General features: G+C 70.9%; 9 protein-coding genes. 5 read left to right on the forward strand and 4 right to left on the reverse strand.

Annotation, left to right across the window (positions count from 1 at the left end; translation table 11 throughout):
• Window positions 1-25 precede the first annotated feature (25 nt).
• Complete coding sequence (locus STVA_RS23330) at window positions 26-838, forward strand: alpha/beta fold hydrolase (RefSeq protein WP_123692583.1); 813 nt, start codon at window positions 26-28, stop codon at window positions 836-838.
• Here the strand turns inward: STVA_RS23330 and STVA_RS23335 are convergent.
• Together STVA_RS23335 and STVA_RS23340 are read right to left on the reverse strand one after the other, a co-directional pair.
• Complete coding sequence (locus STVA_RS23335) at window positions 835-9342, reverse strand: GH36-type glycosyl hydrolase domain-containing protein (RefSeq protein WP_123692585.1); 8508 nt, start codon at window positions 9340-9342, stop codon at window positions 835-837. The genes STVA_RS23330 and STVA_RS23335 overlap by 4 nt on opposite strands.
• Window positions 9343-9361: 19 nt before the next feature.
• Window positions 9362-9637: a hypothetical protein gene (locus STVA_RS23340; RefSeq protein WP_123692587.1), complete on the reverse strand. Its 276-nt coding sequence runs from the start codon at window positions 9635-9637 to the stop codon at window positions 9362-9364.
• A gap of 221 nt (window positions 9638-9858) precedes the next feature.
• Between STVA_RS23340 and STVA_RS23345 the strand changes: the two genes are divergently transcribed.
• A complete protein-coding gene (locus STVA_RS23345; RefSeq protein WP_123692589.1) occupies window positions 9859-10722 on the forward strand; it encodes a transglutaminase family protein in 864 nt (287 codons plus the stop codon).
• 12 nt (window positions 10723-10734) lie between these two features.
• Here STVA_RS23345 and STVA_RS23350 read toward each other — a convergent pair whose 3' ends face one another.
• Window positions 10735-15129: a chemotaxis protein CheB gene (locus STVA_RS23350; protein WP_123692591.1), complete on the reverse strand. Its 4395-nt coding sequence runs from the start codon at window positions 15127-15129 to the stop codon at window positions 10735-10737.
• A gap of 343 nt (window positions 15130-15472) precedes the next feature.
• Between STVA_RS23350 and STVA_RS23355 the strand changes: the two genes are divergently transcribed.
• Entirely contained in the window at window positions 15473-15853 is a 381-nt protein-coding gene (locus STVA_RS23355; RefSeq protein ID WP_123692593.1) for a response regulator, read from the forward strand.
• Window positions 15854-15877: 24 nt separating this feature from the next.
• Here STVA_RS23355 and STVA_RS23360 read toward each other — a convergent pair whose 3' ends face one another.
• Window positions 15878-16795, reverse strand: a complete 918-nt coding sequence (locus tag STVA_RS23360) for a LysR substrate-binding domain-containing protein (protein ID WP_123692595.1) — start codon at window positions 16793-16795, stop codon at window positions 15878-15880.
• Window positions 16796-16915: 120 nt separating this feature from the next.
• On the opposite strand from STVA_RS23360, the gene ilvE reads away from it, so the two are divergent.
• Together ilvE and STVA_RS23370 are read left to right on the forward strand one after the other, a co-directional pair.
• Window positions 16916-17809: a branched-chain-amino-acid transaminase gene (gene ilvE, locus STVA_RS23365; RefSeq protein ID WP_123692597.1), complete on the forward strand. Its 894-nt coding sequence runs from the start codon at window positions 16916-16918 to the stop codon at window positions 17807-17809.
• Between the two features lie 52 nt (window positions 17810-17861).
• A complete protein-coding gene (locus tag STVA_RS23370; RefSeq protein WP_245978425.1) occupies window positions 17862-19436 on the forward strand; it encodes an ABC transporter substrate-binding protein in 1575 nt (524 codons plus the stop codon).
• Window positions 19437-19466: the final 30 nt, after the last annotated feature.

Here is a 19466-nt window from a genome sequence, read left to right on the forward strand (position 1 = left end):
ACCGTCGGATCGAAAGGTGCCGGACATGATCGAAGACGCGCTGGGGCCGATCGACTATGACGAGAGCGGCAGCGGCCCGACCCTCGTGCTGGTGCCGGGATCCTGCAGCACCGGGGCCGCGTGGCGGCCGACGATCGCCGGCTGGGACGGCCGGTTCCGCAGCGTGACCACGAGCCTGCTGGGCTATGGCGGCACCGCCGAGCGCCGAACCCCGGACGACGGCTCCATCGACCACGAGGCGGCGATGCTGGAAGCGGTCGTGCGCCGCGCGGGCGCTCCCGTGCATCTGGTCGGGCATTCCTTCGGCGGGCTGGTGGCGCTGACGGTGGCACTACGCGGCCGGGTGCCCCTGGCCAGTCTCGTCGTCATGGAGCCGCCGGGGGTCGAACTGCTGCGGACGAGCGGTGCGGCGGACGCCTACCAGTCCTTTCACCGGATGACGGCCGACTATTTCGCCGCCTTCGAGGGCGGGGACACGGACGCCATCGCGGGGATGATCGACTTTTATGGCGGCGCCGGCACCTTCGCATCCTGGCCGCAGCGGGTGCGCGACTATGCCGTGCGGACGACGCCGGTGAACATCCTCGACTGGCGGAGCGCTTATGCCTGCACCCTGTCGGCCGCGACGCTGGCCGCCATCGCGATCCCGACCCTGGTCGTCTGCGGCGGCACCACCCACCCGGCGATGCGGCATCTGGCAGCACTGGTGGCCCGATCCATCCCCGGCGCCGGCCTCGCCACGATCGAAGGCGCCGCGCATTTCATGATCGCCACCCACGCCGCCGCCTCGGCCGACCTGATCGCCGGCCATGTCCGCAAGGCACAGGCCGGGCTCTAGGTCGCCCGCCCAAGGGATAGCCAAAGCCGGTGCGCCCGCCCGTCGAGGGCGACACGGAGCAGGCCCTCGACCGCTTCCGCCGGTGCGTCGTCCAGGCGCATGGTCGAGGGCTCGCCGACGGCCGCGGTCTCCACCTCTATGTCGTAGCGGGTAGCGCCCACCGTCACTGTCGCCTGGAATCCCGGCCATGATGGCGGGATGCTGGGGTCGATCACCAGGAAACCGCCCTCGCGGCGGATGCCGAGGATGCCCTCGATGCCGGCGCGGTACATCCAGCCGGCCGCGCCCGTGTACCAGGTCCAGCCGCCCCGGCCGACATGGGGGGCGACCGAATAGACGTCGGCCGCGACGACATAGGGCTCCACCTTGTAGCGTGCGGCGTCGGCCGGCGTGCGGGCGTGGTTGATGGGATTGAGCAGGCCGAAGAGCGCGACGGCCCGTTCGCCCGCCCCCATGCGGGCCAGCGCCATCACCGCCCACATGGCGGCATGGCTGTACTGCCCGCCATTCTCGCGCAGGCCGGGCGGGTAGCCGCCGATATAGCCGGGGTCGCGCTCCGGCTGGTCGAAGGGCGGGGTGAAGAGCAGCGCCAGGCCATCCTGGCGCCGTACCAGCTCGCTTTCCAGCGAGGCCATGGCGGTGGCCGCCCGCGCCGGGTCGGCCGCACCCGAGAGCACGGCCCAGGACTGGGCGATCGAATCGATCCGGCATGCCGGGCTCGATTGCGCGCCCAGCCAGGTACCGTCGTCGAAGGTGGCGCGGCGATACCACTGGCCGTCCCAGGCGGTGCGTTCCAGGGCCGCCGTCACGGCGGCGGCATGCGCCCGCCAGCGCCCCGCCCGCACCGGATCGCGGGCGTCGGCCAGCGGCGCGAACATCGCCACCGTCCGCACCAGCAGCCAGCCGAGCCAGACGCTCTCGCCCCGGCCATGCTCGCCCACCCGGTTCATGCCGTCGTTCCAGTCGCCGGTGCCGATCAGCGGCAGCCCGTTGGCGCCGGTCAGTTCCAGGCACTGGTCGAGGCCACGGGCGCAATGCTCGAAGAGGGATGCGGTCTCGTCGGCCAGCATCGGCTGGAAGAAGGCGTCATGCTCGCCCGGCGCCAGCACCGGCCCGTCCAGGAAGGGCACGACCTCGTCCAGCACGCCCAGGTCGCCGGAGGTGGCGACGTAGGTGGCGGTCGCATAGGACAGCCACACCCGGTCGTCGGAAATCCGCGTGCGCACCCCCTGCCCCGAATGCGGCAGCCACCAATGCTGCACGTCGCCCTCGACGAACTGCCGGGCGGCCGCGCGCAGCAGGTGGCGCCGCGTCTCGTCGGGCATGGCGAAGGTGAGCGCCATGCCGTCCTGGAGCTGGTCGCGGAAGCCGTAGGCACCGCTCGCCTGGTAGAAGCCGGCACGCGCGCGGATGCGGCAGGCAATGGTCTGGTACAGCAGCCAGCCGTTCAGCAGCAGGTCCATCGCCCGGTCCGGCGTGCGTACCTGGACCGCACCCAGCAGCCCGCGCCAATGGTCGACGACAGCGGCGAAGACCGCATCCAGGTCCGCCTGGCGATAGTGCCGGACCAGGGCATCCACGGCCTCGACCGAGGCGGCCTGGCCCAGGAAGCACACGATTTCCACCGTCTCGCCCGGCGCCAGCTCGACCACCTGCTGCAAGGCCGTGCAGGGGTCGAGGCCGGCACCGGTGGTGCCCGACAGCGCCCCCGCCTGGAGCAGCAGGGCGGCCGGCGCCGCCAGGCTGCCATGGCGGCCCAGGAACTCCGCCCGGTCGGCGGTCCAGGCGGTCTGCCGGCCGGCCATGTCGGCAAAGGCGACCCGGCCGGGGAAAGTGACGTTCCAGGGGTTGCGCGCCAGCATGGCGCCCGTGCCGGCGTCGATCGTGGTCGCGACGAAGGCGGCCGTCGCCCCGCGCCAGGCCCCCAGCACCCATTCCGAATAGGCGGTCACCGACAGCCGCCGCGGCCGGCCGGAATCGTTGCGCAGCGTCAGGCGGGAGATGCGGATCGGGTCGGCCACCGGCACGAACTGCAGCAGGTCGAGCGCGATGCCGTCGGCCATGTGGGCGAAACGGCTGTAGCCGAAGCCATGGCGGGCGACATAGGTGCCGCCGTCGCGGATCGGCAGCGCGGTCGCCGTCCACAGGCTGCCTGACACCTCGTCGCGGACGTAGATCGCCTCGCCGGCCGGATCGGAAACCGGGTCGTTCGACCAGGGGGTGAGCTGGTTCTCGCGGCTGTTCTCGGCCCAGCAATGGCCGCTACCGTCGGTCGAGACCTGGAATCCGAAGCCGGTGTTGGCGATGACGTTGATCCAGGGTGCCGGCGTCACCTGGCCTGCCGCCAGGATGGTGACGTATTCCCGGCCATCCCGGTCGAAGCCGCCGAGGCCGTTGAAGAATTCGAGGTCACCCGGGTCCGGCGGGGCGACGACCGGCGCCGGGGCTGGTGCCGATGCTGAGATCTGCCGGCCATCGGCCACCGGCTGGAACGGCGCCGGCGGCATTCGGGCCAGCTGCTCGGCGATGCTGCCGCGCCGGGCCACCAGCGCCACGCGGGCGACCGACTGGAGCAGGGCGCGAGCCTCCACCGTCATCAGGTCGGCGCGCAGGGCATAGACGCCGCCCTTGGCCAGATCGCCGCCAGGACCGGGCCGCGACCGGCTGCTGCGCACGGCCGTCTCGATCGCGATCTGGAGATCCTGCACGTAGGACGAGGCGCGCTCGTTGACGATGACGAGATCGACCCCCAGCCGCTTCATCCGCCAGTATTCGTGCGCACGCAGGAGCTGGCGCAGTTGGGCGATGTCCTCGATGTCGTCGATGCGCAGCAGGACGATCGGCAGGTCGCCGGAGATGCCGTGCGGCCACAGGCCCGACTGGAGGCCGGCGCCGCGGACGATGGCGTCCGACGGCGCGCGAAACCGGCGGTCGGCATAGAGGATCGGCGCGGCCAGGGTCTGGAAGTCCGCCGCCTCGTCGCTGTCGACGCCGAGGTCGCGGAGCTGCACCTGGGCCTGGGTCCAGGCCAGCGTCCGCGCCCGGTCGAAGGCGTGGCGGTCGTGGTGGCGGTCGACCAGGTCGAGCAGCGCCGGCCGGGTGGGGGCGACCATCGTCCAGAACGCGACGCGGACCAGCCGCCCGGGGGCCACCGTCACGGCGTGGCGCAACGACAGGACGGCGTCCAGCACGGTGCCGACCGTGTTCGACAGCGGCTGGTCGCCGTCCACGGCCGCGGCATCGGCGATGGTCCGCCCGCGGCCGATGAAGCGGGCCCGGTCGGTCTCGTACTGGGGATCGGCCGCGATGCCGCCCTCGACGACGGCGAAGTGCGCGACCCACACCCGCGCCTCCTCGGGTGCGCGAGGCCGGCGCGTCGCCACCAGCGCCCCATATTCCGGCAGGTACTCGGTCTCGACGAAGAGCTTGGCGAAAGCCGGGTGGGTGTTGTCGGCGGCAGCACTCGCCAGCACCAGCTCGGCATAGGAGGTAAGCTCGACCCGGCACGAGCGGCGCCCGCCATTGGCCAGGGTGACGCGGCGGACCTCGCCGTCATCCTCGCCCGAGACCAGTACCTCCATGGTGGTGGTCAGGCTGCCGTCGCGGCGGATGAACTCGGCATGGTCCTCGCCGAAGACCACCTCCTCATGCTCGGCCGGATCGGCCACGGGCTGGCGCCCGGCCGACCACACTCGGCCGCCCTGCATATCGCGCAGGAAGACGAACGAGCCCCAGTCGTCGCGCGTCGCATCCTCGCGCCAGCGGGTGATGGCGATGTCGCGCCAGCGGCTGTAGCCGGCACCGGCCGCCGTCAGCATCACCGCATAGCGCCCGTTCGACAGCAGGTGGGTGACCGGTGCGGCCGCGGCCGACGGCGTCACCCGGCGCACGGCCGGCGGCGAGCCGGCGCCGTCGGCGGCGGCCGACGCCTTCACCTCCTCCGCGCGGGGGTGGGCGACGGCGACGTCGCGCGGCATGCGTTCCTGCAGCAGCAGCTCGCTCGCCTGGATCATCGGCTCGTGGTGGAAGCGGTCGCGCATCCGGCCGTGCTGCAGGGCGTTGGCGATGGCGACGATGGTCATGCCCTGGTGATGGGCCATGAAGCCGCGCACGATGGCGACGGTCTGCCCGTCCGGCAGCCGCGAGCGGGTGAAATCCAGCGCCTCGTAGAAGCCATACCGGCCGCTGGCACCCATCGCCGCCAGATGCGCGAAGTTCCGCAGGGCGCCGTGCGGGTCGACCATGGTGGCAAGTCCGGTGGCGTAGGGGGCGATCACCACCTCCTCCGACAGGCCGCGCTTCAGGCCGAGGCCGGGGATGCCGAAGTTGGAATACTGATAGGTGAACTCCAGGTCGCGGGCGTTGTAGGCGGATTCCGAGACGCCCCAGGGGATGCCGAGCTGGCGCCCGTATTCCTGCTGGCGGGCGACGATCAGGCGGTTGGTCTGGTCCAGCAGGCTGCCGGCGGGCGCCCGCATGACCAGCGACGGCATCAGGTACTCGAACATCGAGCCCGACCACGAGATCAGGGCCGAACCCGTGCCGAGCGGCGTCGCCGCCCGGCCGAGGCGGAACCAGTGCCGCGTCGGCAGGTCGCCCTTGGCAATCGCGAACAGGCTGGCCAGGCGCGCCTCGGACGCCAGCAGGTCGTAGCAGCTCGTATCGAGGCGCTGGTCGGCGACCGAATAGCCGATCGACAGCAGCTTGCGGTCGGGATCGAGCAGGAAGGCGAAGTCCATCCCCAGCGCCAGCGCGCGCGCCTGCGCGGCCAGCGCCGCCAGCCGATGGTCGAGCACGCCCGCCTGGCGCGCCCGGTCGCCGCCATGCTCGGCCGCCCCGCGGCGTATTGCCTCGATCCAGAAGGCAAGGTCGGCCGAGCGCTCGCCGGTATCGGCCGACAGCATGGCGGGCGCCAGGCGCCCGGCCTTCTCGGCCAGGCGCTGGATCATCGGCCAGGGGGTGCCGCCGTCCGGCAGCAGCCGGATCTCGTCGAAGATGGCAGCGATCCGCCCGGACGCCTCGCCCCCCGCCGGGAGCGTGTCGAGCGCCGCACGCGCCAGCGCCAGCGCATCGGCCAGCCCCTGGCGCGCGGTCGGCGCGGGGGGTGCTGCGACCCAGCCCTCGCAGGCGTTGGCCAGCACGATCAGGTGGCCGGCCAGGTTGCCGCTGTCGACCGCCGAGACATAGGCCGGGTCGAGCGCGCGCAGGTCGGTCGTGTCGTACCAGTTGAAGAAATGCCCCCGGAACCGGGTCATCCGCTGCATCGTCGCCAGCGTCGCTTCCAGCCGCTCCACCGTCTCGGCCGTGCCGGCCCAGCCGAAGTCGCGGGCGGCCACGGCCGACAGGAGGAAGAGGCCCATGTTGGTGGGCGAGGTACGGTGGGCGACGACCGGCCGCGGGTCCTCCTGGAAATTGTCCGGCGGCAGCATGCTGTCGGCCGCGGTCACGAAGGTCTCGAAGAAGCGCCAGGTGCGCCGCGCCACGAGCCGCAGCTCCAGGGCATCCGGGTCCGCGGGCGCCAGGCGCCCCGCCGCGGGCGGCGACCGGCTGGACCAGGCCGCGATCGCGGGCGCGGCCAGGAACAGGGCCGCCACGGGCAGGATGACCGGCCAGGATGCCGGCGCCAGCACCAGCGCGCCCGCCGCCGTCGCCAGGCCGAGCCCGGTGCCGCCCGCCATGTCCAGGTAGAAGCCGCGGATGCCGAGCCGGGGACGGCCGGCGGTATCGGCCGCGGTCCGCCATTCCAGCAGGTGGCGGCGCGTGCGGTAGAGCCGCGCCAGGGTACGCCCTACGGCATCGCCGGTACGCCATGCCTGGTCGGGCAGGAAGGCCACCGTCAGCAACGTCTGCATCCCCGCGCGCCGCAGGTCGGCGCTCAGCGCGCGCACGTGGCTGCCGACACGGATGCCCGGGCGCGGCGGGAACGGCGCAAATAGGATCGGCAGGAAGGTCGGGATGGCGATCGCCGCCAGCAGCAGCAGGGTCGCGATCGCAGCCGCGGCCGGCGGCAGCAGCCAGCCCAGGCCGAGCGCGGCCAGGATCGCCGGCGCCAACAGCGAGCGCCGCAGATTGTCCAGCATCTTCCAGCGGCCGATCGCCGGCAGGGCGCCAGGCCCCGTTCCTCGCCGGGTCAACCAGGGCAGAAGCTGCCAGTCGCCGCGGATCCAGCGATGCTGTCGGCGGGCGGCCACGTCGTAGCGCGACGGGAACTCCTCCACCACCTCGACATCCGATGCCAGGCCCGCACGGGCGAACACGCCCTCGAACAGGTCGTGGCTGAGCATCGCGTTCTCCGGCACGCGGCCGGCAAGCGCCGCCTCGAACGCGTCGACGTCGTAGATGCCCTTGCCGGTGTACGACCCCTCGCCGAACAGGTCCTGGTAGACGTCGGAGACGGCCGCCGCATAGGGGTCCATGCCGCCCGGTCCGGAGAAGATGCGCTGGTAGAGCGAGCCCTCGCGCCCGATCGGCAGCGAGGGGGTGACGCGCGGCTGCAGCACGCCATAGCCGTCGACCACCCGCTGCGCCGCGGGGTCGAGCCGGGCGCGGTTGAGGGGATGGCCCATCTTGCCGATCAGGCGGGCCGCCGCGTCGCGCGGCAGCCTCGTGTCGGCATCGAGCGTGATGACGTAGCGCACGTCGGGCGGCACGCGGGGCGCCTGCCCGTCGATCGCCACGAAACTGGTGTCGCCATGGCCGCGCAGCAGGCGGTTCAGCTCGTGCAGCTTGCCGCGCTTGCGCTCCCACCCCATCCAGCGGTTCTCGCCGGGATTGAACTGGCGACGGCGATGCAGCAGCAGGAAGCGATCGCCGCCCGGCCCCGGCCCATGCCGCCGGTTCAGGCGCGCGATCGCGGCCGCCGCGACGGCCAGCAGGCGGGCGTCGCCGTCCACCACCTCCTGGTCGGCATCGACCCCGTCCGACAGGAGCGCGAAGGACAGGTCGCCGCCGGCGCCGGCCAGGTGGTGGACCTCCAGCCGTTCGATCTGCTCCAGCAGGTCGGCCTCGCTGGTCAGCAGCGTCGGCACCGCCACCAGCGTGCGCAGGTCCGTTGGGACGCCATCCGCCAGCTCCAGGCCCGGCAAGGTCATGGCACCGAAGCCGCTGGTGACCGCGCGATCGACGATGGCGGCCGCTGCCCCCGTCGCCGGCAGCAGCCCCGCGACGATCCAGGCCGCAAGCCACCCGGTCGTCACCCCGGCCGTGGCCAGCGCCCAGGCAGCCAACAGCAGCAGCGCCAGGGTCGCCAGCAGGATCGCGCCGGCATAGAAGCCGATGCCGAGGCGGATCTGCAGGCGGTTGAGCCGCACCCGCGGCGGCGGGCGGAAGCCGATGGTGCGCTCCAGCGCCAAGCGCCCCGCCGCGATCAGATGGTGGCCGGGGTCGCCGAGCCGCCCGGCCTGGGCCGGGTCAGCCGCGGCAGCGTGGCGGGCCGCCGCCAGGGCGGCGTCGGCGACCGCCAGCTCCGATCGGCCGGAGCCGCGGGCAAGCTGCTCGATGGCGCTGCGATAGAGGTTGCGGGTAGGGAAATCCATCGCCGCGAAGCCACTGCCCTGGGCCAGCCGCGCGTCGACAAGGCTGACGCTCTCGAACAAGCCGGCCCAGTCGATGTCCGAGATCAGCCGCATGCTGTTGATGACGTTGCGCACGGTGAGGTTGGAGGCGCCCTGACGCTGCTGGGCATGCTGCACCACCAGCTCGACGCTGGTGCCCTGGCGGGCCAGCCGCTCGTCCAACCAGGCCAGGGCCGGCATCTCGCGCGGGTCCTGGTCGCGCAGGCGCCGGGCAAGCTGGGCCGCGAACAGCTCCGACAGGGGGCCGGCCGGGCGGGCGGCGATATCGGCATCCAGCATCGTCCGCGCCTGTCCGGCGAGCAGCAGCCGGTCGGCCAGCAGGTTGGCATCGCCGCGCTCGTCGCGCCCTACCGTGATCTGGTCGGCCAGCCGGCGCAGGTTCTCGACCAGGACGATGCGCAGCGTGATGGCGACGGCCCACAGCTCGCCGATCGTCAGCGGCTGGACGCGCTGGTAGGCCGCGATGAAGCGGCGGAGCGTGTCGGGATCGAAATGGCTGTCGGTGTGGGCAACGAAGGCCCAGGCCAGGCCAAACACCCGCGGATAGCCCGCGAACGGCCCCGCGGCCAGCTTGGGTAGCTGGCGATAGTAGCCGGGTGGCAGGTCGTCGCGGATCTCGCGAATCTGCTCCTCGACCAGGTGATAGTTGTCGAGCAGCCATTCGGCCGCCGGCACGACCGCGTGGCCGGCCTCCAGGTCGGCAGCCCCGGCCCGATAGGCCGCCAGCAGCACCACGGCATTGTCGTCGAGCCGCTTCTGCAGCGACAGCACCGACGGCGGCCGGCGGGTGACCGGCTGGGCCGCCGCCAGGCTTTCGGCATGCTGTTCCAGCCGCTCGACGCCGAAGATTTCCTGGCGAACCGGATCATGGTCGGCCCAGGGCGGCAACGGGGGACCGCGGCCGAGAAGCCGGCGGAGGATGGGGTGCATTCGCGCCTTTCCGGCCGGATCAGATGCCGGCATCGGCCTCCAGCGCCTGGGCCAGTTCGGCCGGGTCGACGGGAAAGACCTGTTCGATTCCCCGCGGAGCGGCCGCGCCCGCCACCGGCAGGGCCGGCGTATGCAGCATCGTCGCCGTGCGCTGGAAAGCGCTGAAGGACAGGCCCTCCAGCCGCTCCTCGTCGACCACGAGCCGATAGGTGCCGGCGGGCTGGGTCCCGTCGAACACGCTGAGGCGGAACGGATGCCGGAAGGTGACCGCGGTTTCCGTGGTCCGAAATGCCATGTTCAGCCCTTTCCGTCACCGAACCGGGACAGGAAGGAATCGCCGCCATTTCATGGTGAACGTCGACCCCGAACCGCATCCTGCCGGAAATATTCCCGACACAGACACGAAGTCACCGGCCGGGTCGATCGACCAAATTATTATGGACCCGTGGGCGTTATTCGACAAGACAACTTTATATATTCATCCAGTATCGACCGGATTTTTACCAGGAGGCCGGATTGACCCTGCTTACGGTGCGGCATCGCACGAGCTTCCGCTATCGCCAGCCCGTGCAGCTGGCGCCGCACCGCCTGCTCCTGCGCCCGCGCGAAAGCCGCGAGCTGCGCCTGCGGTCGAGCACGGTGACGCTGACGCCGGCCGCCACCCTGACCTGGACCCAGGACGTCGTCGGCAATGCGGTGGCGACGGCCCGCTTTGCCGCCCCGGTCGAGCATCTGGTGATCGACGCGGTGGCCGAGCTGGAGCTGGATGCAGTGGCCTGGCCGGTGTTCGACATCGCCGCCGTGGCGCTGACCTATCCCTTCGCCTATCCCGACGACGAGCGGATCGACCTGGGGGCGATGGCCGTGCCGCAATATCCCGACCCGGCCGGCCGGGTCGGCACCTGGGCGCGCGGCTTCGTGCGCGCCGAGCCCACCGACACGCTGGCGCTGTTGCGCGACCTGGCCGAGGGGGTGTCGGCTTGGATCGGCTACCAGAGCCGCGACGAGGAAGGCACGCAATGGCCGACGCGCACGCTCGATCGCGGCTGGGGGTCGTGCCGCGACTTGGCCGTGCTGTTGGCAGAGGCCGCGCGCAGCCTGGGCTTTGGCGCCCGCATCGTGTCGGGCTATCTCTACGACCCGCTGCAGGACCAGAAAGGGTCGGCCGGCGCCGGCTCGACCCATGCCTGGACCGAGATCTACCTGCCGGGGGCGGGCTGGATCGCCTTCGACCCGACCAACCGCCGGGTCGGCGGCTTCAACCTGATCCCGGTCGCAGTCGCCCGCGACATCCGCCAGGCGATGCCGGTCGCCGGCAGCTATGCCGGCACCGCCGACGCGTTTGCGGGCATGACGGTCGAGGTCAGCGTCACCGCCTGACGGGGCACCCTGTCACGCCGGATCGGCCGCGGTCAGCGCCAGCCGGGCCAATCCCGCCAGCGACCGGGCACCGGTACGGTCCAGGATCGCGGCGCGATGGGTTTCGACGGTGCGCCGGCTGAGGCCGAGCTCGGCCGCGATATTCTTGCTGGGATGACCGGCCAGGACCAGGTCCATGATCTGGCGCTGGCGCGGGGTCAGCAGGCCGATGCGGGCCGTGGCATCCGCCTGCCAGGCGGCCCGCTTGCCGCTGTCGCGCGCCTGTTCCAGCGCGCGGGCGACGCTGGCCAGCAGCTCGGTGCGGCCGATCGGCTTCTCGATGAAGTCGATCGCACCAGACTGCATCGCCTGCACCGCGATCGCGACGTCGCTGTTGCCGGTTACCATGATCGCGGGCAGCCGATGGCCGGCGGCGGCGAGCCGGCGCAGCAGTTCCAGCCCGTCCATGCCCGGCATGTGGGCATCGACCAGCAGGCACGCCTCGCGGCCCGGGCGATAGGCCGAGAGGAAGAGCTCACCGGCCTCGTAGTCCTCGACCAGGAAGCCGTCCTCCTCCAGCACGCTGCGCAGGGCCTCGCGGACGTTGCGGTCGTCGTCGACGACGAAGACGACCGGCCGCCTTTCGCGGTCCGCTGGCAGGGGCTGCGCCTGGGACAGGGACAGGGACAGGGACAGGGGAGCCGGCAGGAGATGCTGGAGCACGTCCATCAGCTCCTTCAGCTTCACCGGCTTGGTGAGCTGCACGCAGTTGGCCCGGGCAATCTCACGCAGGGTGTCGGTCGAGATGTCCCCGGTCAGGATCACCACCGGGACCGGCCGGCGGAGCCGCTCGCGCACCCTGGCCGCCACCTGGAGGCCGTCCATGCCATTGGGCAGGTTGTAGTCGGCCAGGATCAGGTCCGGCCGGAAGGCGCCACGGGCGATCAGTTCCAGGGCTGCCGGACCGTCGACGGCAAGGGCCGCGCGGTGCCCTTCTTCGGCCAGCAGCAGTTCAAGTGCCTCGCGCAGTTCCGGATCGTCCTCGACGACCAGGATCATGCCAGTACGCTGTGCCGCGGTGACGGCGTCCGCGACCTTCCTGCCGGCCTCGACGGCGGCACCGGCCGGAGCCAGGCCGACCTCGACCGAGAAGACCGAGCCCCGCCCGGGATTCGATCGCACCCGGATGCGGTGGCCGAGCAAGGTCCCCAGCCGCTGCACGATCGACAGGCCGAGCCCAAGGCCGCGGCTGCGCTGGCGTGCGTCGTTGTCGAGCTGGTGGTACTCCTCGAAGATCGCCTGGAGTTCCTCGCCCGGGATGCCGATGCCGGTATCCCAGACCTCGATGCGCGCCATGCCCTCGCGGCGCCGGCAACCGATCAGGACCCGCCCGCGCTTGGTGTACTTCAAGGCGTTGGCCATCAGGTTGCGCACCATCTGTTCCAGCAGGCGCAGGTCGCTGCGGATCAGCAGGCCCGAGCGGACGACGCGCAGCTCCAGCCGCTGGGCCTGGGCGTGGTAGGTGAATTCGCCCCGCAGGCGCTCCAGCAGGTCGTCGATGGGGAAGGTCGTGACGTCGGCGCGGACGGTGCCGGCCTCGATCTGGTTGATGTCCAGGAGCGCGTTCAGCATGCCGGACATGGCGCCCAGCGTCTCGTCGACGCGGGTCAGCAGCTTCTGCGGCCGCTCCCCCTCCACCGTCTTGGCGAGCAGGCCTTGCAGCAGGGCCAGCGTCTGCAACGGCTGGCGCAGGTCATGGCTGGCGGCCGCCAGGAAGCGCGACTTGGCGATGTTGGCCTGCTGCGCCTCGCGGCGCGCGGTTTCCAGCGCATCGGCGGCGCGGCGGCGCTCGGTGATGTCGTCGAAGGTGATCACTACCCCTTTCACGCTTTCGTCGCGGGTGCGGTAGGGCAGGATGCGGCGGACATACCAGGCGCCGCTCTGGGCAGTGATCTCGCGCTCCAGCGGGCCGCCGCCTTGCAGTACGGCGCGCGCGTCGTCCAGCAGCGACGCGTCCTCCGCCAGCGAGCTGAGGTCGGCCAGCGGCCGGCCGACGTCGCCGGGGCGGACGCTGAAAAGCAGCCGGGTGGGCGGCGTGAAGAAGCGGATGCGCAGCTCGGTGTCGAGGAAAAGCGTCGCCACGTCGGTGCTGTAGAGCACGTTCTGCAGGTCGTCGGCGGTGATGCGCTGGCGGTCCAGCGTCTCCTGTAGCTGGCCGTTCAGGACGGTCAACTCCTCGTTCAGCGACTGCAACTCCTCCTTCGAGGCCAGCAGTTCCTCATTGGTCGCCTGGTACTCCTCGCTGACCGAAAGCGCCTCCTCGTTGATCGCCTTCTGTTCCTCGGCCGACAGTTCGAGGTTGCGGATGGCGCCCTGGAGTTCGGTGCGGGTCGCGAGCAGTTCCTGCTCCAGTTCGGCCGCGCGCGGGCCGTCGCCGGCATCGCTGGCGGCCCCGCGGCGGCGCGGCGGCGCCGGCTCCTCGATGAAGCAGATCAGCAGCAGGTCGTCGCCGTCGGCCGCGACCGGTTCTATGGCGATGCGGAAGGCCCGCGGCCCGGCTTCCCCGGCGACTCTCCCGCCACCGGCCACAACGGGCCGGTTCTCCTGCCAGGCGCGCTGGATGGCCGAGCGCAGCTTGGTGCGCACGCCGTCGCGCGCCATCGACAGCAGGTCGTGCACGGGGTGGCCCGGCGCCACCCGCAAATAGCGGTCGGTCGGCCCGAGCGAATAGAGGCAGTCGCCCTTGCGGTCGATCAGGACGGCGGCCGGGGCATGGCCGTCCAGCACGAGGCGGCGGCAAAGCTCGGCCAGAGCCGCCGGGCGACCGGCGCCGGTGTCGGCCGCCCGCGCGCGCAGCGGCCGGACGACATCGCCGGTCGCCGTGGGAAAATGCATCTCGCCCGGCCGCGTCCGGCCGACATGGCGATAGAGCCGCGCGGCCTCGGACACCAGCTCGAACCGGCCGTCGACATGGCCCGCCGTCTCGGCGCTGCCGAGCAGCAGCAGCCCGCCCTCGCGCAACGCGAAGTGGAACAGGGCCACGACCTTGGCCTGGGCGTCGGCGCGCAGGTAGATTAGCAGGTTGCGGCAGGAGACGAGGTCGATGCGCGAGAAGGGCGGGTCGGCCAGCACATCCTGCACGGTGAACACCACGGTCGCCCGCAGTTCCGCCGAGATGCGATATCCAGCCCCTTCGCGGACGAAGAAGCGCTCCAGCCGCTCGGCCGGCATCTCGTCCGCGATCGTGGCGGGGTAGAGGCCATCGCGCGCGGTTGCCACCGCGTCGGGATCAACGTCGGAGGCGAATATCTGGATGCGGACATTGCGACCGGCCGCCACGATCGCCTCCCGGAAGAGGATCGCCAGCGAATAGGTCTCCTCGCCGGTGCTGCACCCGGCTACCCAGATGCGCAGCGGCTGGTCGAGCGGCCGGTCGCGCACGAGGCCGGGGATGATCGCCTGGGCCAGCAGTTCGAACACCTTGGGATCGCGAAAGAAGCCGGTGACGTGGATCAGCAGGTCCCGCGCCAGCAGGTCGAGTTCCCCGGCATCGCCGCGCAGCCGGTCGAGGTAACCGCCCATGGCCGGCGGCGGGAAACCCGACAGGCCCATGCGCCGCTCAGTCCGGCGGCGCAAGGTGCCCGACTTGTAGAGCGAGAAGTCGTAGGCCGTGCGGGTGCGCAGCAGCCCGACGATCGCGGCCAACTGGTCGGACCCGGCTTCGTCGGCCGCGGCTTCGTCGGCAGCGGCTGGCCCGACGGCGCCATCCAGGCCGGTCCGCTGCAGATAGGCCGTGAGCGCCCCCGGAATCTCCGCCACCGGCAGCACGAGGTCGACCGTGCCCGTCGCGATGGCGCTGCGCGGCATGCCGTCATAGCTGGCCTCGAGCGGGTCCTGCGCGATGACAAGGCCGCCGCTCCTCTTTATCGCCGCCACCCCCAGGCTGCCGTCGGCCCCGGTGCCGGACAGGACCACGCCGACCGCGCGCACGCCGAATCCCGCCGCCAGCGACAGCAGCAGGAAGTCGAACGGCAAGCGTTGCCCCTGACGCGGCTCGGGCTCCGACAGGCGGAGCACGCCATCCGTCACGGCCAGGTAGGTGCCGGGTGGAATGATGTAGAAATGGCCAGGGGCGATCGGCGTGCCGTCGGCCGCCTGGACGACCGTCATCGCCGTGTGGCCGGCGAGGAGGTCGACCATCATGCTGGCATGGGTCGGGTCGAGGTGCTGGACCAGCACGAAGGTCATGCTGCCGTCGGCCGGCAGGCCATCCACCAGCCTGCGGCACGCATCGAGGCCGCCGGCCGACGCGCCGATACCGACGACCAGGAACTGCGGCGTCGGTCCACCGCCGCCGGAGGGAATGGTTCGACTATCCCCCTGGCCAATCCCGTCCGATTTCGCTGGATGGCGCGCGGTGTCGGACATTCTTCATGTCCCTTCCAGGAAAGCGCCCACAATCGCCATCAGGGTTCTGTGGCCGGATATATTTGATCAATACAGGATTCTGGCGGACGTGATCACTAGCTTCCCTTTTTCCGCCACTGTCAATCATGTGGTTTGTATTTTGCGCACGGCGGCATCGTGCGTGTGCGTATTTTCCGATCCTGCACGGGACGATGACGAAGGCCTAGAAGGCAGCAGATAGATGGCAGCCGGTCGCGAGCACGAGATGGACTGCCGCCACGCGATCCCGGAGTTCCGTCATGCAGCCAGGGCAGTGTTTCCACGACCGACCGAGCGAGGGTGGCGCCGGCGGCGAGGTCAGGCGATGAGCGGGCTTCGCATCCTGGTCATCGAGGACGACGCCGTCATCGGCCTCAATCTGAGCGAGATGCTGGAAGGGCTGGGCCATGCGGTTTGCGGTGTGGAAGCGACGGAGGCCGAAGCGGTCGCCGCCGCCGAACGCCATCGCCCCGACCTGATGATCGTCGATGCCTGGCTCGGCGACGGCAGCGGGGTTGCCGCGGTCGATCGCATCTGCCGCGCGGGGCCCATCCCGCACATCTTCGTCAGCGGCGACGTGGCCGGGGTGAAGGCGCTTCGCCCGGGTGCCGAGGTGGTGGAAAAGCCGTTCCGCGAGAGCGACCTGACGAGGGCGATCCACCGCGTCCTGGGCATCGGCGGGCAGACGGGTATCGGCGGGCGGTAGGCCGCGGGTGCCGGGCCTGCCGCCCTATCGCCCCTTGAGCGCCACGCGGATGAAGGCCTGCTCCTCCTCGTAGACCTGGCGCGTGGCGGCCAGGAAGGAATCGACCAACCGGCTGCGCGGGCGGTGGCGCGGGATCAGCAGGTAGCTGCGGAAGACGACCGCGGGCTCGAAGCGCCGCGCCAGCAGCCCGCGATGGGCGAAGTCGCGCAGCGCGATCGGGTTGACGATGCTGACCCCCAGCCCCTCGGCCACGAGGTTGCAGAGGGTGGCGCTGTACTGCGTTTCCAGCGACATCAGGCGATCGACGCCATGCTGCTCGAACACCCGGTCGATCTGGGCGCGGACGTCGTCGTCCAGCGCCAGCGACACGAAGTCGAGCCCGGCCAAGTGGCGCGGCCGGATGGTGCGGGTGCCGGCCAGCGGATGGCCGGGCGGCAGGACGCAGACGCCGTCCAGCACGGCGAACGGCTCGACGTCGATGCCGGCCATCTCGGCCACGTTGGAGGCGATGCCGATGTCGCATTGCTGGGCCGCCGCCCACTGGATAACCGTCGACGAGCCGCGCAACTGCAGCGAGATGGTGACGTCGGGATGATCGCGGCGGAAGGCGCGGATGGCGCGTGGCAGGAAGCCGTAGCCCAGCGCCGGCACGGTGACGATGCGCAGGCGGCCGCGCTTGAACGCCTTGATGTCGCTGGCCGCCTGCTCCAGGTGGCGCAGGCCGGCATGGGATCGCTCGACCTCGGCATGGAAGGCGTTGCCGTCGTCGGTCGTCACCAGCCGGCCGGACTGCCGCTCGAACAGCCGGAACCCCACCCGCGCCTCGAGCTGGCCGATCAGGCGGCTGACATTGGGCTGCGAGATGCCCAGCACGCGGGCCGCCGCCGTCATGGAGCCGCAGTCCATCACCGCGCGGAAGGCATCGACCTGTCGCAGATTCATCCATCCGCCCCATACCAATTCTGCATGGTCTATGCAGATCTTGATATTTGACCGAATGGAAACGACCCGTCCACAGTACCGCCACGGGACACCCCGTGTCCGGCGGAAGGCGGAGGGCGCATGATCGGCGATATCGTCTATGTGAACGGCCAGTTCGTGGCCAGGGACGAGGCCAAGGTCAGCGTCTTCGACCATGGCTTCATCTATGGCGACGGCGCCTTCGAGGGGCTGCAGATCGTCAACGGCCGGGTCTTCCTGCTGAAGGAGCACCTGAAGCGGCTGTTCGATTCCGTCCGCTATCTGGGCTTCGAGATCCCGATGACGGCCGAGGCCCTGCGCGACATCATCGTCGAGACCGCCCGGCGCAACGGCCTGCGCGACGGTTACGTCCGCCCGATCATCACCCGCGGCGCCGGCCCGCTCGGCATCCGCAACATGGCCCAGCTCGGCCCGCCCACGGTCGTGGTGATGTGCCAGCACGAGAGCATCGAGGGCCGGCGCGAGAAGTGGAACCGCGGCATCACCGCCCAGGTGGTCTCGGTCCGCCGGGTCGCTCCCGCGGGGTTCGATTCGCGCGCCAAGACCTGCAACTACATCAACAACATCCTGGCCTATCTGGAGGCCCAGGCGGCGGGTGCGGAGACCGCCCTGATGCTGGATGCCGAGGGCTACGTCGCCGAGGCCTACAGCAGCAACATCTTCATCGTGAAGGACGGCGCGGTGGTGACGCCGGCGCTGGGCCACATCCTGGGCGGGATCACGCGGTCGACGCTGCTCGGCATCTGCCGCGAACTGGGCATCCCGGCCAGCGAGGGCCGGCTGACGACCTACGACCTGCTGACCGCCGACGAAGTGTTCGAGTGCGGCACCATGGCCGAGGTCCGCCCGCTGATCCGCATCAACGGCCGCACCATCAGCAACGGCAGCCCGGGGCCGATGGCGCGTCGCCTGCACGAGGTGCTGCGCGGGATGATGGAGTCCGGGCTGCATGGGGAACCGGTCGGGGACGCGTAAGACGTTCCGTCGGGACAGGGTCGCTTCAACGCCGAACATCCGGAGACGGAACATGAAGATCGCAGCATCGTTGCGCGCGGGAGTGATGGCCACTGCGGTCGTCGCGCTGGCGACATTCCAGCCGACGCCGGTCGCCGCCCAGCAGGCGTCTCCCCAGCAGACCGTGCGCGTCGGCATCCACGGCGCCGACATCGGCTCGCTCGACCCGCACATGTCGGCTCAAACCATCGACAACGTGATCCATGCCTGGATCTATGGCGGGCTGGTGCGTTTCCCGGCCGGCACCATCGACCCCACCCGCATCGAGCCCGACATCGCCGAATCCTGGACCAAGAGCCCCGACGGGCTGGTCTGGACCTTCGTCCTGCGGCCGGGCGTGAAGTTCCACGGCGGCTATGGCGAGGTGACGGCCGACGACGTCGTCCATTCTCTGAAGCGCGCGGGCGACCCCAAGACATCGACCTTCGCCAGCGACTTCGCGTCCTTCGACAAGGTCGAGGCCGTCGACCCGCGCACGGTGCGGATCACGCTGAAGACGCCCGTCCCCTCGCTGCTGGGCCTCGTCACCGCCCAGCGCGGCGGCTACGTCGTCAGCCGCAAGGCCGACCAGGAAGCGGCCGGGCAGTACACCGCCAAGGCGATCGGCACCGGCCCCTTCCAGCTTGAGGAGTACCGGTCCAAGCAGTTCGTGGCGCTGGTGGCCAACCCCGACTATTTCCGCGGCCGCCCCAAGGTCGACCGCGTCGTCTACCGCTTCATCCCGGCCAACGAGAGCCGCGACCTCGCCTTCCGGGCAGGCGAGCTGGACCTCTTCTACGGGCGCAAGGAACAGCGCTGGGTCGATCGCATGAAGGCGACGCCGGGCCTGGCGATCGAGGTCTTCGGGCCGGGCGAGCTGCGCCTGATCAACCTCAACACCTCGATGAAGCCGTTCGACGACATCCGCGTCCGCCGCGCCGTGGCCCATGCCATCAACCGGGCGGACTTCGTGAAGTTCGTCGGCGCCGACGTCGTCAGCCCCAACCCCTCGGTCGTGCCGCTGGGCTATCTGGGATACACTGACCAGGTCGAGCGCTTTGCCTATGATCCCGAGAAGTCCAAGCAGCTCTTGAAGGAGGCGGGGCACCCCAACGGCATCACCATCAAGGTGCTGGGCTCCAACCGCTCCTTCGTCGAGCCCTACCAGCTGCTCCAGGCCCAGCTGGCCAAGGCCGGCATCACCATGGAGCTGCAGTTGGTGGAGCACACCGCCTGGCACGCCCAGATTCGCCAGAACCTGAGCGCGATGGTCGTCTACACGGCCGCGCGCTTCCCGGTCGCCGACATCTTCCTGACCCAGTTCTTCCATTCCGCCAGCGCGCCGGGCAAGCCGACGGCGGTGACGAACTTCAGCCATTGCGACGTGGCCGACCGCGAGATCGACGCCGCCCGCATCGAGCAGGACCCCAAACGCCAGCTTGAGCTGTGGCACGCCGCCCAGCAGAAGATCGTGGCCAATGTCTGCGCCGTGCCGCTGTTCGACGAGGACCAAGTATGGGGCCGCAGCACCAAGCTGGAATTCGGCCACAAGCTCGAGGCCTCGATCAGCTTCGGGCCGATGCTGACGGAACAGACGGTCCTGAAGTAGCAGGCCGGGGCGCGTCAGGAAGGCCGGGCG

Origin of the sequence: Stella humosa, assembly GCF_006738645.1 — a bacterium.
GTDB classification, from domain to species: domain Bacteria; phylum Pseudomonadota; class Alphaproteobacteria; order ATCC43930; family Allostellaceae; genus Allostella; species Allostella humosa.

Bases quoted from the DNA above. Each gene is read 5' to 3' on its own strand.
- STVA_RS23350 (WP_123692591.1), bottom strand. From the start codon at position 15,129: ATGTCCGACACCGCGCGCCATCCAGCGAAATCGGACGGGATTGGCCAG.
- STVA_RS23340 (WP_123692587.1), bottom strand. From the start codon at position 9,637: ATGGCATTTCGGACCACGGAAACCGCGGTCACCTTCCGGCATCCGTTC.
- ilvE (WP_123692597.1), top strand. From the start codon at position 16,916: ATGATCGGCGATATCGTCTATGTGAACGGCCAGTTCGTGGCCAGGGAC.
- STVA_RS23370 (WP_245978425.1), top strand. From the start codon at position 17,862: ATGAAGATCGCAGCATCGTTGCGCGCGGGAGTGATGGCCACTGCGGTC.
- STVA_RS23335 (WP_123692585.1), bottom strand. From the start codon at position 9,342: ATGCACCCCATCCTCCGCCGGCTTCTCGGCCGCGGTCCCCCGTTGCCG.
- STVA_RS23360 (WP_123692595.1), bottom strand. From the start codon at position 16,795: ATGAATCTGCGACAGGTCGATGCCTTCCGCGCGGTGATGGACTGCGGC.
- STVA_RS23330 (WP_123692583.1), top strand. From the start codon at position 26: ATGATCGAAGACGCGCTGGGGCCGATCGACTATGACGAGAGCGGCAGC.
- STVA_RS23355 (WP_123692593.1), top strand. From the start codon at position 15,473: ATGAGCGGGCTTCGCATCCTGGTCATCGAGGACGACGCCGTCATCGGC.